The 14,811-nt window shown below is 64.8% G+C and carries 14 protein-coding genes; 3 read left to right on the top strand and 11 right to left on the bottom strand.

Annotated elements, in window-relative coordinates; genetic code table 11:
• Positions 1 to 10: 10 nt before the first annotated feature.
• From ACFW0B_RS04780 to ACFW0B_RS04760, 5 genes are all read right to left on the bottom strand, one after another.
• Complete coding sequence (locus ACFW0B_RS04780; RefSeq protein ID WP_449146813.1) at positions 11 to 418, bottom strand: glycine zipper domain-containing protein; 408 nt, start codon at positions 416 to 418, stop codon at positions 11 to 13.
• Between the two features lie 168 nt (positions 419 to 586).
• Positions 587 to 1,066: a hypothetical protein gene (locus ACFW0B_RS04775; protein WP_449146812.1), complete on the bottom strand. Its 480-nt coding sequence runs from the start codon at positions 1,064 to 1,066 to the stop codon at positions 587 to 589.
• Between the two features lie 394 nt (positions 1,067 to 1,460).
• On the bottom strand, positions 1,461 to 3,782 hold the full coding sequence (locus ACFW0B_RS04770; RefSeq protein WP_449146811.1) for an FdhF/YdeP family oxidoreductase: 2,322 nt from the start codon (positions 3,780 to 3,782) through the stop codon (positions 1,461 to 1,463).
• On the bottom strand, positions 3,779 to 4,624 hold the full coding sequence (fdhD, locus tag ACFW0B_RS04765; RefSeq protein ID WP_449146810.1) for a formate dehydrogenase accessory sulfurtransferase FdhD: 846 nt from the start codon (positions 4,622 to 4,624) through the stop codon (positions 3,779 to 3,781). The genes ACFW0B_RS04770 and fdhD overlap by 4 nt, the downstream gene beginning before the upstream one ends.
• 95 nt (positions 4,625 to 4,719) lie before the next feature.
• The gene (locus ACFW0B_RS04760; RefSeq protein WP_449146809.1) at positions 4,720 to 5,616 is read right to left on the bottom strand and encodes a LysR family transcriptional regulator; all 897 of its coding nucleotides are present in this window, start codon (positions 5,614 to 5,616) and stop codon (positions 4,720 to 4,722) included.
• Positions 5,617 to 5,741: 125 nt separating this feature from the next.
• On the opposite strand from ACFW0B_RS04760, the gene lysM reads away from it, so the two are divergent.
• Positions 5,742 to 6,182 (top strand): peptidoglycan-binding protein LysM, encoded by a 441-nt coding sequence (gene lysM, locus ACFW0B_RS04755; RefSeq protein WP_449146808.1) that lies wholly within the window; start codon positions 5,742 to 5,744, stop codon positions 6,180 to 6,182.
• 132 nt (positions 6,183 to 6,314) lie between these two features.
• Here the strand turns inward: lysM and yrfG are convergent, their stop codons facing one another.
• Positions 6,315 to 6,977: a GMP/IMP nucleotidase gene (gene yrfG, locus ACFW0B_RS04750; RefSeq protein ID WP_449146807.1), complete on the bottom strand. Its 663-nt coding sequence runs from the start codon at positions 6,975 to 6,977 to the stop codon at positions 6,315 to 6,317.
• A 129-nt stretch (positions 6,978 to 7,106) separates the two neighbouring features.
• Between yrfG and nudE the strand changes: the two genes are divergently transcribed.
• Positions 7,107 to 7,673 (top strand): ADP compounds hydrolase NudE, encoded by a 567-nt coding sequence (gene nudE, locus ACFW0B_RS04745; RefSeq protein ID WP_449146806.1) that lies wholly within the window; start codon positions 7,107 to 7,109, stop codon positions 7,671 to 7,673.
• Positions 7,670 to 8,491, top strand: coding sequence for a 3'(2'),5'-bisphosphate nucleotidase CysQ (gene cysQ / locus ACFW0B_RS04740; protein ID WP_449146805.1), 822 nt, complete (start codon positions 7,670 to 7,672; stop codon positions 8,489 to 8,491). Before nudE ends, cysQ begins: the two co-directional genes overlap by 4 nt.
• 157 nt (positions 8,492 to 8,648) lie before the next feature.
• On the opposite strand, the gene ACFW0B_RS04735 is transcribed toward cysQ, so the two are convergent.
• The 5 genes from ACFW0B_RS04735 to ACFW0B_RS04715 form a co-directional block, all read right to left on the bottom strand.
• Positions 8,649 to 10,556 (bottom strand): beta-ketoacyl synthase, encoded by a 1,908-nt coding sequence (locus ACFW0B_RS04735; RefSeq protein WP_449146804.1) that lies wholly within the window; start codon positions 10,554 to 10,556, stop codon positions 8,649 to 8,651.
• Positions 10,557 to 10,903: 347 nt separating this feature from the next.
• Positions 10,904 to 11,836: a carbamate kinase gene (gene arcC, locus ACFW0B_RS04730; protein ID WP_449146803.1), complete on the bottom strand. Its 933-nt coding sequence runs from the start codon at positions 11,834 to 11,836 to the stop codon at positions 10,904 to 10,906.
• 72 nt (positions 11,837 to 11,908) lie between these two features.
• Entirely contained in the window at positions 11,909 to 12,919 is a 1,011-nt protein-coding gene (locus ACFW0B_RS04725) for an ornithine carbamoyltransferase (RefSeq protein WP_449146802.1), read from the bottom strand.
• Positions 12,920 to 13,021: 102 nt separating this feature from the next.
• A complete protein-coding gene (gene arcA / locus ACFW0B_RS04720) occupies positions 13,022 to 14,272 on the bottom strand; it encodes an arginine deiminase (RefSeq protein WP_449146801.1) in 1,251 nt (416 codons plus the stop codon).
• A gap of 18 nt (positions 14,273 to 14,290) precedes the next feature.
• Positions 14,291 to 14,811 (bottom strand): amino acid permease (locus ACFW0B_RS04715; protein ID WP_449146800.1); only part of this gene is annotated, 521 nt, incomplete at its 5' end.

Below are 14,811 nucleotides of genomic sequence, written 5' to 3'. Positions count from 1 at the left end.
TGGGCGGCGATCAGTGGCGATGCTTGCGGTGTTTGTGGTGCTTCCCATGCCCGTCGTGATCGTCCTTGCTCAGCTCGGTGGCGATGGCGCCACCCGCCGCGCCGCCCAGGCCCGCGCCGATGACCGAGCCGGTGGAGCCGCCCAGGGCGCGACCGGCCACCGAACCGCCGGCGGCACCCAGGCCGCCGCCGATGGCGGCTTCGGTCTTCTTGCCGCTCTTGGCGGTCATGGCGCTACCCGCTGCACCACCCAGGCCGGCGCCAATGGCAGCGCCGGTGCTGCCGCCGACGGCATTGCCGACGACGTTGCCCAGGGCGCCGCCGAGGCCGCCACCGATGGCATTGTTGGTGGTTTCGCCGGCCACTACGGCCTGAGTGGCCAGCAGGCTGAGGGCGAGGGCGGTTACTGCTTTACGCATCTTGCTGTCTCTCCATTTCGAAGGGGATGTCCATGGTTCCTCGGCTTGGCCAAGGGGGCCCCATGACACGGGTCGGATTATGGGGGCGGGGGCGACGGGCTGTCGCTCGCCCAGGCCTCAGATCCGGAAAAAGCCCGCTTGAAGCGGGCTCTTTCGTGGGTGCGTTGATCAATCGTCCCAATGACGGTGCTTGTGCTTGCGGTGCCCCCAGGCGTGTCCACGGCCGGGGTGACCGCGGTGGGCGTGACGATAGTGGCGATGGTCATCATCGTAGTCGTCGTCGTAGCGGTTACGGTCACCGAACTCGTTGCCGAGGGCGCCGCCGGCGCCGCCGCCGAGAGCTGCACCGATCAGGCCGCCGGTGGTGCCGCCCATTTGCCGGCCGACGACCTGGCCGCCAGCTGCGCCCAGGCCACCGCCGATGGCAGCTTCAGTACGGTTGCGTTTAGGGGCTGCTACCGCGCCGCCTGCTGCACCACCCACACCTGCGCCAATGGCTGCACCGGTGCTGCCGCCGACTGCGTTGCCGACAACGGACCCCAGGACCCCGCCCAGCGCGCCGCCAATACCGGCATCGGTATTGCCGCCTGCAAAGACGCTGCCGCTGGCCAGGCCAAGAGACAGAAGAAGGATCGAGGTGTACTTCATGGTGAGGATCGCCTCAGTGGTTTTGGTGAGGCGATATTTACTGTAGGAAATTTCTTAAGCAAGTATCTGGCGACGAAAAGTAGCAACTTTTCGTGTTTTTTTAATTGTCTGGATTTTCGGCAGAACTTTTTCTTTTCAGGGCTGTCAGAGACTCATTCCCACCCGCTTGTTTGCTGGCTTTCAGCCTCTTTCTATGCTGGCAAATTGCCAAAAAACCATAAAGTTCCGTTGCAACTTTATATAGGCATCGAATCCGTATTTCAAATTGTTTCTCGCGAATAAGAGTTCGAGAAACAAACTTCCCTTAGTTCAATTAAAGAATGATTTCAGCCGTGCATGTTGTGGGCCGGCCTTGTCGTGCTTCGGGCTGGCCAGCGCCAGCCCGGGGGCTGGCTCAGAGAATGCGGCCGTTGTCGCGGGGGGCTTCGAGGCGGATGGCCACGAACTTGGAGGTGGGGGTGTAGCTGCCGTCGCCGTAGCTCTCCAGTGGCACCAGCGGGTTGGTTTCCGGGTAGTAGGCGGCGGCCTGGCCGGCGGGGATGTCGAACGCCAGCAGGCTGAAGCCGGAGACACGCCGCTCCACGCCATCGTCCCAGAGCGTCACCATGTCCACCTTCTGCCCCGGTTCGAAGCCCAGGCGGCGGATGTCGGCCTCATTGGCGAAAACCACCTCGCGCTGGCCGCGTACGCCGCGATAGCGGTCGTCCAGGCCGTAGATGGTGGTGTTGTACTGGTCGTGGGAGCGCAGCGTCTGGAGGATCAGGTGCGGCGCCTTGCCGGCGCTGCGAACCTTCTCGTGGAGCAGGTCCGCCGGCAGCGGATGGGCCGCGAAGTTGGCGCGCCCGCTCGCAGTGCTCCATTGCCGGGCATTGGCGGTGTTGCCGAGGTAAAACCCCCCCGGATGCTGCAGGCGACGGTTGAAGTCCTGGAAGCCGGGAATGGTCTCGGCAATCAGATCGCGGATACGGTCGTAGTTGGCGATCAGCGCGTCCCAGTCCACCGGGCGGTTGCCCAGGGTGGCCTTGGCGATTCCGGCGATGATCGCCGGCTCCGAACGCATCTCGGCGGAAGAGGGCTCAAGCTGGCCACGGGAGGCGTGGATCATGCTGAAGGAGTCTTCCACCGTCACCGCCTGAGGTCCTTCGAGCTGGCGGTCGATATCGGTACGCCCCAGGCACGGCAGGATCAGCGCGTCCCGGCCGACCATGAGGTGGCTGCGGTTGAGCTTGGTGCTGATCTGCACCGTCAGTTCGCAATTGCGCAACGCGGCGTGGGTGCGATGGCTGTCCGGCGTGGCCTGGGCGAAGTTGCCGCCAAGGCCGATGAAGACCTTGGCCTGACCCTGGAGCATCGCATTGATGGCTTCCACGGTGTTGTGACCGTTCTCCCGCGGCACCTTGAAGCCGAAGCGCCTTTCCAGCGCATCCAGCAGCGCCGCTGGCGGCCGGTCGTTGATGCCCATGGTGCGGTCGCCCTGCACGTTGCTGTGACCGCGCACCGGACAGAGACCGGCGCCGGGGCGGCCGACGTTGCCGCGCAACAGTTGCAGGTTGACGATTTCCTGGATGGTCGGCACCGAATGGCGGTGCTGGGTGATGCCCATGGCCCAGCAGATGATCACCTTCCCGGCGTTGCGGTAGATGCGCGCGGAGGTCTCGATTTCCTCCAGGGTCAGGCCCGACTGCTGCTCGATCTGCGCCCAGGGCGTGGCGTCCACTGCGGCGAGGTAGGCGTCGACGCCCTCGGTATGCTCGGCGATGAACGCGTGGTCGAACACCGGCGCCTCGCCGTTCGCCTGGGCCTCGCGTTCCCATTGCAGTAGGAACTTGGCGATGCCGCGGATGGCGGCCATGTCGCCACCCAGGGCCGGGCGGAAGAAGGCGGTGTTCAGCGGCCGTGAGCCATTGCTGAGCATTTCCAGGGCATGTTGAGGGTGCTGGAAGCGCTCCAGGCCACGCTCCTTGAGCGGGTTGTAGCAGACCACCTGGGCACCGCGTTTCACTGCTTCGCGCAGCGGTTCGAGCATGCGCGGGTGATTGGTGCCGGGGTTCTGGCCGAAGACGAAGATGGCGTCGGCATGCTCGAAATCGTGGAAGGTCACGCTGCCCTTGCCCACGCCGACGCTCTGGCTGAGGGCGACGCCGCTGGCTTCGTGGCACATGTTCGAGCAGTCGGGGAAATTGTTGGTGCCGAAGGCGCGGACGAACAGCTGGTACAGGTACGCCGCCTCGTTGCTGGCGCGGCCGGAGGTGTAGAACTCGGCCTGGTGCGGGCTTTCCAGGTTGCGCAGGTGGCGGGCCACCAGGGCGAAGGCGTGCTCCCAGCTGACCGGCACGTAGTGGTCGGTCTGGCGGTCGTAGCGCATGGGATGGGTCAGGCGGCCCTGGTATTCGAGCCAGTAGTCGCTCTGCTCGCGCAGCTGGCTGACGCTGTAGCGGGCGAAGAAGGCGGCGTCCACCCGGCGTTTGGTGGCTTCCCAGTTGACCGCCTTGGCGCCGTTCTCGCAGAACTTGACGCGGCCGTCCTCGGGGGAATCGCCCCAGGCGCATCCGGGGCAGTCGAAGCCGCCATTCTGGTTGGTCTTGAGCAGGGCGCGGAGGTTCTTGAACGGCTGTTTGCTGTCCAGCCAGAAGCGGGTGACGCTTTTCAGCGCGCCCCAACCGGCCGCCGCGCCTCTGTAGGGCTTGTAGCGGGGGTTTACGGGTTGCAGGCTCATTCGATGTCGGCTTTCGGTTGCGGCGCCGGGCTGTAGACCCGGGGGGCACTGTGATGGGGCAAATGGATGAGGTTGAGGTGATGCCGGCGTGCCCATTCCACGGTCAGGGTGGTAGGCGCGGACAGGCTGACCAGGGTGGACAGGCCCGCGCGCACCGCCTTGTGGATGAGTTCCAGGCTGCAGCGGCTGGTGACCACGGCGAAACCCGCGCGTGGGTCAAGGCCTTGTCGCAGCAGGGCGCCGATCAGTTTGTCCAGGGCGTTGTGACGGCCGATGTCTTCGCGGCACAGGCGCAGTTCGCCATCGGCATCGACGAACAGCGCGGCGTGCAGGGCGCCGCTGCGCCGGGCCAGCTCCTGGGCTTCGTTGATGCGCTGGCGCAGGTCGACGAAGTGCCCGGCCGGCGGCAGGGGCGCAGGGGCCAGGGAGCGCAGTTCGGGCAGCGCCTGCTCCAGCGCTTCCACGCCGCAGAGGCCGCAGCCGGTGGTGCCGGCCAGGTTGCGGCGCTGCTGCTTGAGCGACCAGAAGGCGCGATTGCCGATATCCACTTCGGCGTGCAGGGCGATACCTTCACCTTCGATGCGGATGTCATAGATATCGTCGATGGACTGCACCGCGGCGCTGCTCAGGCTGAAGCCGGCAACGAAGTCTTCCAGGGCGCTGGGGGAAACCATCATGACGGCATAGCTGATGCCGTTGTAGGAAATCGCCAGGGCGCACTCTTCAGCCAGAGCGGCATCTTCCACGCGTGCTTCGTCGTCCAGCTCGGTGTACCGATAGCCGGCCGCTTCGGTCGGGTTATCCACAGCAGTGAGATGGCGCTTGGCGTCTGGGCCCGGCATGGTTCTGCCCCTGCGACGGTTTGACTCAGCCATCCTAGGCCCGTCTGGCACGGGCGTCTAATCGCTATTCCCGATTCATTGATCGAGCGTGTCTATCAAGAGTTGCGACCAGGCTCCAGCAAGGCCCGGGCTTCGGAGAAGCAGGCATCGGCGAGCGCCGAGCGGGGCGCGCCACGGCGCAGGATCAGGCCCAGCGGCGCCAGGGTGCGGGCGTCCTCTATGGGGGTCAGTGCCAGGTGTTCGGTGAAATCGTCGAGGCCGCTGTCCAGCGGCATGATGGCGCAGCACAGACCGGCACTGACGGCCTGCAGCAGCTGGTGCACGGCATCGGTTTCCAGCCGGGGCTGGGGCGACAGGCCGCGGCTGCGGAAGCCGTGGTCGATGGACTGGCGGAAGTGCATGCCGCCGGAGAGCAGCCCCAGGGGCAGGTCCACCAGGTGTTCCCAGGGCAGGGCCGGCACATCGAAGCTGAAATGGCGGCGGTCGTGCAGCAGGCCCATTTGCGTCTGCGCCAGTTCCAGGCTTTCGAAATGCTCGCGATCCAGGCGGTCGAGATAGGACAGGCCCAGGTCCAGCTGGTTGCGCGCCAGGCTTTCGAGGACCTGTTCGGAACTCATCGAGAACAACTGGAAGCGCAGGCTCGGGTGCGGGCCGGAAAAGGCCGCCACCAGGCGCATGGGATCGAAGCCGGCGAGGGGCACCACGCCCAGACGCAGGGTGCCGACCAGTTGACCGCGACAGGCCGCCGCTTCGGCATAGAGGCCGTCGTGGGCCGCCAGCAGGCTGTGGGCCCAGGCCAGCACGCGCAGGCCGGCGTCGGTGAAGCCCTCGAAGCGCTGGCCGCGGACCACCAGTTCCAGGCCCAGCTCCTCTTCCAGGCTGCGCAGGCGCATGGAAAGCGTCGGCTGGGTGACATGGCAGCGTGCGGCAGCCTGTCCGAAGTGGCGGGTTTCCTCCAGGGCGATGAGGAACTTGAGTTGCTTGATGTCCATGCCGGCTCCTGTCTGTGCTTCGGGATTCTAGCCTGTCGTCGTCTGCGGGCGGTCCAGTTGGTAAGTGTCTAGACTTGCACTTCCCTGGCGCTGTGCGCCGTCCCAATGGAACGAGAGGATCTGTCATGGGCATCTTCGACTTTGTCAAAGAAGCGGGTGTGAAACTGTGGGAAACCCTGGTGGGCCAGGAAGCCCAGGCCGCCGAAACGCTGAAGGAACATGTGGCGAAGGTGGGGTTGGGCAACCCCGCCATCGCACTGACGGTGGAAGGCGACAAGGTGATTGCCCGAGGCGAAGTGGCGACACAGGAAGAGAAGGAAAAGATCCTCCTGGCGCTGGGCAATGTCGAGGGTGTGTCCCAGGTCGAGGATCAGATCAGCGTCAGCGCGCCCGCCGTGGCGCCGGCCCGTTTCGTCACGGTGAAAAAGGGCGACACCCTGAGCGCCATCGCCAAGGCCGAATACGGCAACGCCAATGCCTACATGAAGATATTCGAAGCCAACAAGCCGATGCTCTCGCATCCGGACAAGATTTATCCCGGGCAGGTGCTGCGCATTCCTGAATAACGATCTGCTGCGCGTCGGAATAACTGCGTTGAGAATGGCTTCGGGCTGCTCATTTACAACTTGTAAACTCCGCTCCCTCAGCCATTCCCGCGTTGTTCTTCTCTAGCTCGCTAGATCGTGGATAGACGCTGGTCAGAGACCTTCCACGAGGGCCCGGTAGCTCTCCACCGCGGCGAATTCCTCGGTGTCCTTCGGGCCCTTGCGGCTATCCGGCTCGCGCACGGCCAGCAGTTGTGCAATGCCATAGCGCCGTGCGCTGCGCAGGATCGGCAGGCTGTCATCGATGAACAGGCTGCGCGCCGCGTCGAAGCCGAAGTCCTGCTGCAGGGCTTCCCAGAACTGCTGGTCTTCCTTGGGATAGCCGTAGTCGTGGGAGCTGATCAGGCGGTCGAACCAGGGCGCCAGGTGCACCCGCTCCATCTTCAGTGACAGCGAGTCGCGGTGGGCGTTGGTGATCAGTGCCACGCGCTTGCCGGCGCGGCGCAGGGCGGCGAGGAACAGGTCGGCATCCGGGCGCAGGTCGATCAGGTGCGCCACCTCGCGCTTGAGCTCGCGGATCGGCAGGCGCAGTTCGCGGCTCCAGAAATCCGTGCAGTACCAGTTCAGCTGGCCGGCCTGGTCGCGGAACAGCGGCAGCAGTTCGGCATCGGCCAGTTCGCGGCTGATGCCGTGGTGCTCGGCGTAGCGCTGCGGCAGGTACTCCAGCCAGAAGTGGTTGTCGAAGTGCAGGTCGAGCAGGGTGCCGTCCATGTCGAGCAGGACGGTGTCGATCTCGTTCCAGGGCAGTGGCTGCATGGTCGGCATCGGTGGTGGCGGTGGGCTGTCGTCATTGCGTCGCTGGTCGTCGCTGGCGTGCAATCTCCAGCGCGGACAAAGCGCAAAGGCGGGGTATGATAACCCGCCGGTCATGCCAAGGAGTCCGTTATGCGTCAGAAGCCCACGGTGCTCGCTCGCGAAATCGTCGCCAGCAGCCGTCTGTTCCGTGTCGAAGAGCTGCAGTTGCGCTTTGCCAATGGCGTCGAACGCACCTACGAACGCCTGGTGGGCAAGGGCACCGGCTACGGCGCCGTGATGGTGGTGGCCATGGCCGATACCGAACATGTGCTGCTGGTGGAGGAGTACTGCGCCGGTACCGACGACTACCAGCTGTCCCTGCCCAAGGGCCTGATCGAACCGGGCGAAGACGTACTCGCCGCCGCCAACCGCGAGCTCAAGGAAGAAGCCGGGTTCGGTGCGCGCCAGCTGGAGCACCTCACCGAGCTGTCCCTGTCGCCGGGGTACATGAGCCAGAAGATCCAGGTGGTCCTGGCCCGCGACCTCTATGAAGAAAGCCTTCCCGGCGATGAGCCGGAACCGCTGCGGGTCGACCGCATCAACCTGCGCGAGCTGTCCAGCCTCGCCCAGCACCCGCAATTCAGCGAAGGGCGCGCCCTGGCTGCGCTCTATCTGACCCGAGACCTGCTGACCCAGCGTGGGGAGTACCAATCGTGACCCATCCCTTGCTTCCCGCTGTCATCGACCTGGTGCGCCAGGCCGGCGATGCCATCCTGCCGTTCTGGGGGGGCGAACTGACCGTGACCGAGAAGGCCGATGCCTCTCCAGTCACCGCCGCCGACCTGGCCGCCCACAAGGTGCTGGCCACTGGCCTGGCCGCGCTGGACGGTGGCATTCCGGTGCTCTCCGAAGAGGCGGCGAACATTCCCCTGGCCGAACGCGCCGCCTGGCAGCGCTGGTGGCTGGTGGACCCGCTGGATGGCACCAAGGAGTTCATCTCCGGCAGCGACGAATTCACGGTCAACGTGGCGCTGGTGGAAGGCGGCCGGGTGGTGTTCGGCGTGGTCGGCATGCCGGTGTCCGGGCGTTGCTACTACGGTGGCGCCGGTATCGGGGCCTGGTGCCAGGATGACGACGAGGAACCCTTTGAAGTCAGTGTGCGTATCGCGCCGGACGAGGCGTTCACCGTGGTCGCCAGCAAGCGCCATTCGAGTCCGGCCCAGGAGCGTCTGCTGGCCTGGCTGGCCGAGCGTTTCGGCGATCTGCAGCTGGCCAGCATCGGCAGCTCGCTGAAGTTCTGCCTGCTGGCCGAGGGCTCCGCCGATTGCTACCCGCGCCTGGCGCCGACCTCCCAGTGGGACACGGCGGCTGCCCAGGGCGTGCTTGAAGGCGCTGGCGGCGAAGTCCTCGATCTCGCCGGCAAGCCGTTGGCCTATGAGGCGCGCGAGGATTTCCTCAATCCCTCCTTCCTCGCGCTGCCGGTCGCCGCCGAATGGCGCGCGGAGCTGATCCTGCTGGCGCGCGCGCTGGATTGAGAACGGCGGAAACGACAAAGGGCCCCAAGGGGCCCTTTTTCATGGTTGTCGCTTCACGCAACATTCGTAGGATGGTGTAGAGCGAAGCGAAATCCATCACCACGATCGATGGGTTTCGCAGGCTCTACCCATCCTACAACTGTCCCCGGAAATCGCCTCAATCCAGCATGTCGGCGAAGCGCTCGTCCTTCTTGTAGCGCAGCGTCTGGGTGAAGCCCGGCACCTGGATGCCTTCGGGGCTCAGTTCGATCTGCTGCTCGTCGATCAGGTCGTTGCCGAAGTTGTAGATGATGTCCAGCTCGCCCTGGCGGGCACGACGATCGTATTCCTCGGCGTTGGCGCGGGTCTTTTCACGCTTGGCGCAGTAGGCGGCGAAAGCGGCCTCGCCATAGCGCTTCTTCAGCATCTTCTCGGCCAGGCGCGGGGAGATGAGCACGCCTGTGGCGTTGTTGCCGCCGAAGCCCTTGGAGTTGATGAAGCAGACATCCATCTGCTGGTCGCCCAGGACCCGGTCGCGAATCTCGATGGACAGGTGCTGGCGGTGGACGTCGTCGGCCACCCGGTCGATGGTCTTGATACCCGGCAGGATGCCGTATTTGAAAGTACCCAGGGCGGCGATCACCTGGTCGCCGCTGGCGGTCGCCAGGGAGTGGCCGACGTAGGCCTTGACCGCTGCAATGGGCCAGTGCTCGATGCCGAACGCACCGGCAACGCGGTCCAGCAACTCGGACTCGGTGACGCGGTTGGCCGGGGTGCTGGAGCCGTGGGCGTGGACGAAGCTGCGCTCGCGCACGCCGTCCGCGCCGATCAGCTGGGTGGCGGCGGCCACGGCCTTGGCCAGGGTCAGGTAGTTACCCGGGCCGGGGGCGGAGATGGATTTCTTGAAGCCGTCGGCGTTGATGAACACGTCGGTCACCGCGCCGTGGATATCGGCGCCCAGCTCCAGGGCCAGTGCGTCGTCCATCAGCACCACGTACTGGCTGGATTCGGCCAGGGTGAAGCCGCAGTTCTCGCCGAAGGGGCGGCTGGCACGGTGGAAGTCGACCTCTTCGCGACCGCCGATCTGGCGCAGGCCTTCCTCGGTGGCCAGGGCGCCCATCGCACCGTAGCCGTCGATGCACTCCTGGGTGATCGGCGCTTCGGCGTTGCCGATCAGGGCCACGCGGGCGCGGCCGGAGGTGATGAGCTCGATGCCTTTCTGCAGGTTGTAGAGGAAGGTGGCACAGGCGCCGGTGACGCTGCCGGTGGTGCCGACGCTGCCCAGCACGTAGGCGTTGATGAAGTCGGCGGGCATGGTGTTCAGGCCCAGCGGGCATTGCTTGGCGGTGACGCGGCCGCCTTTCAGGCGCGATTGCATCATGCCGCCGAAGCCGTACTCGTCCAGCTGGCTCATGATGCTGCCGGAGAACACCGCGATCTCGTCGGGCTGCACGCGGTCGACGATGTCCTTCCACGGCAGACCGATGGAGCGGATGGCATCGGTGGCGGCGACCACCGACAGCTGCAGGCCGCGCGGGTGGAAGCGGGAGTTGTACAGCTCGCCCGGCTCGAAGCCGGTGGGCAGCTGGCCGGCGGACTTCACCGGCAGCTCGCGGTAGCTGTCCACCTTGAAGTCGCAGGTGCCTTTCAGGGTCACGCGCACTTCACCGTTATCCAGGACTTCCACGTCCCAGTTGGCCGGCAGCGGCTCGGGGAGTTGCTTACGCGAGGTGATGAAGCTGATGGGTTGGCTGTCTGCGGCGGAGATGGTGAGGTTCTTCTGCCAGTGGGCCGCGTCCACATCCAGATGCTGCTTGCCGATGCGGCGTACCAGGGTGGCATCGAGGATTTCGGCGGCGTAACGGGTTTCGATCTCGGCCAGGGTCATGACCTTGCCGTCGGCATCGACGTACTGGCCGTCGATCACCGATACCAGCTTCATCATCACGGCGAGGCCGGCCAGGGTTTCCTGGCGCGACTGGGCGTCCAGGGTCTCGATCACGATGCGGCGGAAACCGTGGTGGAACGAGCTTCGCCCGGCCGCGTTATAGCCACCAAAACCCACAATCACTGGAAGTCGGGACATCTTTCGGAAACTCCTCAAAAAGACCGTCTCATGCCGGCGGGCTGGCTTGGCCGCGGGGCGCCGCGCGTCTGGGCGGCAATTTGCGGGCTCAAGCGTAACGGGCCAGGTGGCATGAGCCAGGCGGCAGCTCGAATGAACGGGATGTCTACCTGACGCGGGGTGTGACTATCAAGTCACTCCTTTGGTCATTTGGCGGCAGATTGAGAGCTTTTCGGAGGGGGAGAGAAACCTTGTGGGGGCGATTTCAATCGCGGGGCAGACCGCAGGTCTGCTTTTCGGGATATTCGAGGGCAGCTGCGCTGCCCATTGCGAATGAATTCGCCCCCACAGGGGAGGGTGCCTTGCGATCAGCGGTACTCGATGCCGGCCTTGCGGGTGCTGACTCGGGTGCCGGACTTGCCTTCGGTGATGGCGACGATGTTCTCCAGGGAACCGATCACCGCGTCCTTGCCGGTATTGCGGGCGAACTCGATGGCGGCCTGGACTTTCGGCCCCATGGAGCCGGCGGCGAAGCCCAGCTGTTCCAGTTCGTCCGGGTGGGCCTGGGCGATGGCCCTCTGGGTCGGTTTGCCCCAGTCGACGTAGGCTGCGTCCACATCGGTGGCGATGATCAGGAGGTCGGCGGAAAGCTCCTGGGCCAGCAGCGCGGAGCAGAGGTCCTTGTCGATTACCGCTTCGACGCCGGAGAGCTTCTTGCCCGATTCGTCGTACATGGTCGGGATGCCGCCACCGCCGGCGCAGATGACGATGGTGCCTTTCTCCAGCAGCCACTTCACCGGGCGGATCTCGAAGATGCGCTTCGGACGGGGGCTGGCCACTACGCGGCGGAACTTGTCGCCGTCGGGGGCGATGCTCCAGCCCTTCTCCTTGGCGAGGGCTTCGGCCTCTTCCCTGGAGTAGACCGGGCCGATGGGCTTGGTCGGGTTCTGGAAGGCCGGGTCCTTCGCATCGACCTCGACCTGGGTGAGGATGGTGGCGAACGGCACTTCGAACGGCAGCAAGTTGCCCATTTCCTGTTCGATCATGTAGCCGATCATGCCTTCGGTCTCGGCGCCGAGGACGTCCAGCGGGTAGGGGGTGACCTTGTCATAGGCCGCGCCCTGCAGGGCCAGCAGGCCGACCTGCGGGCCGTTGCCGTGGGCGATCACCAGTTCGTTGCCGGGCGCGACCTTGGCGATCTGCTCGGCGGCGATCCTCACGTTGGTGCGCTGGTTGTCGGCTGTCATGGGCTCGCCACGACGCAGCAGGGCGTTGCCACCCAAGGCGACGACGATACGCATATCGATTTCCTCCAGAAAATGAAAATGCGCCGCGGACCGGCGAACGCGTCGCGGTCCGGGGCGTATCGGGACTTACATATCGGCGAGGGTCGATACGAGGATCGCCTTGATGGTGTGCATGCGGTTTTCCGCCTGCTCGAAGGCGATGTTGTACGGGGACTCGAAGACGTCTTCGGTCACCTCGATGCCGTTCTTCAGGTTCGGGTACTGCTCGGCGATCTGCTTGCCGACCTTGGTTTCGCTGTTGTGGAACGCCGGCAGGCAGTGCATGAACTTCACGCGCGGGTTGCCGGCCGCTTTCATCATGTCCATGTTGACCTGGTAGGGCAGCAGTTCCTTGATGCGCTCGCCCCAGGCTTCCACCGGTTCGCCCATGGAGACCCAGACGTCGGTGTGGATGAAGTCCACGCCCTTGACCGCTTCTTTCGGGTCTTCGGTGAGGGTGATGCGCGCACCGCTTTCCTCGGCGAATTTCTGGCAGGCGGCGACGTGCTCATCGGTTGGCCACAGGGCCTTCGGCGCGGCGATGCGCACATCCATGCCGAGCTTGGCGCCGATCAGCAGCAGGGAGTTGCCCATGTTGTTGCGGGCGTCGCCCAGGTAGGCGTAGCTGATCTCGTGCAGCGGCTTGTCGCTGTGCTCACGCATGGTCAGCACGTCGGCGAGCATCTGGGTCGGGTGGTATTCGTCGGTCAGGCCGTTGAACACCGGCACGCCGGCGTACTTGGCGAGTTCTTCGACGATTTCCTGCTTGAAGCCACGGTACTCGATGGCGTCGTACATGCGGCCGAGCACGCGGGCGGTGTCCTTCATGGACTCCTTGTGGCCGATCTGCGAGGAGTTCGGGTCGATGTAGGTGACGTTGGCGCCCTGGTCATAGGCGGCGACTTCAAAGGCGCAGCGAGTGCGAGTGGAGGTCTTCTCGAAGATCAGTGCGATGTTGTTGCCCTTGAGGTGCTGTTGCTCGGTACCGGTGTACTTGGCGCGTTTGAGATCGCGAGACAGGTCCAGCAGGTAACGCAGCTCGCGGGTGCTGTGGTGCATCAGGCTGAGCAGGTTACGGTTGTGCATGTTGAAGGCCATGATTCTTTCTCCTTGTGGGTAACTGGAAACCAGGCTCCGTCAGAACAGCTTTTGGCTGGCGGGGCAGGCGGCGCCGGCTTGGGAGCCGCCCGGGAACTCGACTCAGTAATCGATCGGGTCGCGCAGGATCGGGCAGGTCATGCAGTGGCCGCCGCCACGGCCGCGGCCCAGCTCGCTGGCGCTGATGGTGACCACCTCGACGCCGGCCTTGCGCAGCAGGGTGTTGGTGTAGGTGTTGCGGTCGTATCCGACCACCACGCCGGGCTCCAGGCAGACCACGTTGTTGCCGTCGTCCCACTGCTCGCGTTCGGCTTCGAAGCTGTCGCCGCCGGTCTGTACCACGCGCAGTTGCTTGAGATTGAGGGATTCGGCGACCACCGAGATGAAGTCCTTCTCTTCGCGACGGATGTCGATGCCGTAGGGGCGGCTTTCATCGGGACGCAGGACGAAGGGCACGATTTCCTTGACCACTTCCGGGAAGACGGTGACCAGGTCGCGGTCGCAGAAGGTGAACACAGTGTCCAGGTGCATGGCCGCGCGGGACTTGGGCAGGCCGGCGACGACGATTTTCTGTGCCGCGCCCTTGCTGAACAGCGCCTGGGCCAGTTGGCCGATGGCCTGACGGGAAGTCCGCTCGCCCATGCCGATCAGCACCACGCCGTTGCCGATGGGCATCACGTCGCCGCCTTCGAGGGTGGACATGCCGTGGTCCTTGTCAGGGTCGCCGTACCAGATTTCGAATTCAGCCCCGGTGAAGATCGGGTGGAACTTGTAGATGGCGGTGGTCAGCAGGGTTTCCTGGCGACGGGCCGGCCAGTACATCGGGTTGAGGGTCACGCCGCCGTAGATCCAGCAGGTGGTGTCGCGGGTGAACTGGGTGTTGGGCAGCGGCGGCAGGACGAAGCTGGAGTGGCCCAGGTAGTCGCGGTACATCTTGATCGCGCTGGCGCCTTCACTCTCCGGAAGGTCGGAGCCGGCGACGCCGCCGATGAGGAATTCGGCGATCTTGCGCGGCTCCAGGCCTTCGATCCAGGAGCGCACTTCATTGACCAGGCCAACGCCGACCTGGTCATTGGTGATCTTGCGATCGAGGATCCACTTCAGGGCTTCCTTGTTCTGCACGATGTCGGTGAGCAGGTTGTGCATTTCCAGCACATCGATGCCGCGTTCACGCATCTTGGTGACGAAATCGAAGTGGTCGCGCTTGGCCTGGTTCACCCAGATCACGTCATCGAACAGCAGCTCGTCGCAGTTGTTGGGGGTCAGGCGCATGTGGGCGAGCCCCGGCGAGCAGACCATTACCTTATGCAGTTTTCCGGCTTCGGAATGAACGCCGAGTTTGACTTTGGACATGGCAGGTCTCCTTACGGGTTAGAGGGTCAGGAAGCCGTCGTAGAGGCCATAGGCCGCTACCAGCGCGCCGATGACTACGGCAGCGAAGATCAGCTTCTCGACAGAGGTGAACACCAGTTGCCCCAGTTCGCGCTTGGCCTTGGCGAACAGGATCGCCCCCGGTGCGTAGAGCAGTGCCGACAGCAACAGGTACTGCACCCCCGCCGCGTACACCAGCCAGACCGCGTAGAGCACGGCGATCAGCGCGATCAGCAGGTCCTTGCCACGCTCGCCGGGTGCCTGCTCGTAGGTTTCGTGACGCCAGGCCAGCAGCAAGGCGTAGGCGGCGGACCAGAAGTACGGCACCAGGATCATCGAGGTCGCCAGGTACAGCAGGCTGAGGTAGGTGGAGCTGTTGAACAGCGTGATGATCAGGAACAGCTGGATCAGCCCGTTGGACAGCCACAGGGCGTTGACCGGCACCTGGTTGGCGTTTTCCTTGCGCAGGAACTCCGGCATGGTGTGGTCCCGGGCGCTGGCGAACAGAATCTCGGCGCACA

The organism is Metapseudomonas phytobenefica, assembly GCF_043392685.1.
In the GTDB taxonomy this organism is placed as follows: Bacteria; Pseudomonadota; Gammaproteobacteria; order Pseudomonadales; family Pseudomonadaceae; genus Metapseudomonas.
This window is presented reverse-complemented; position numbering and strand designations above follow the sequence as displayed.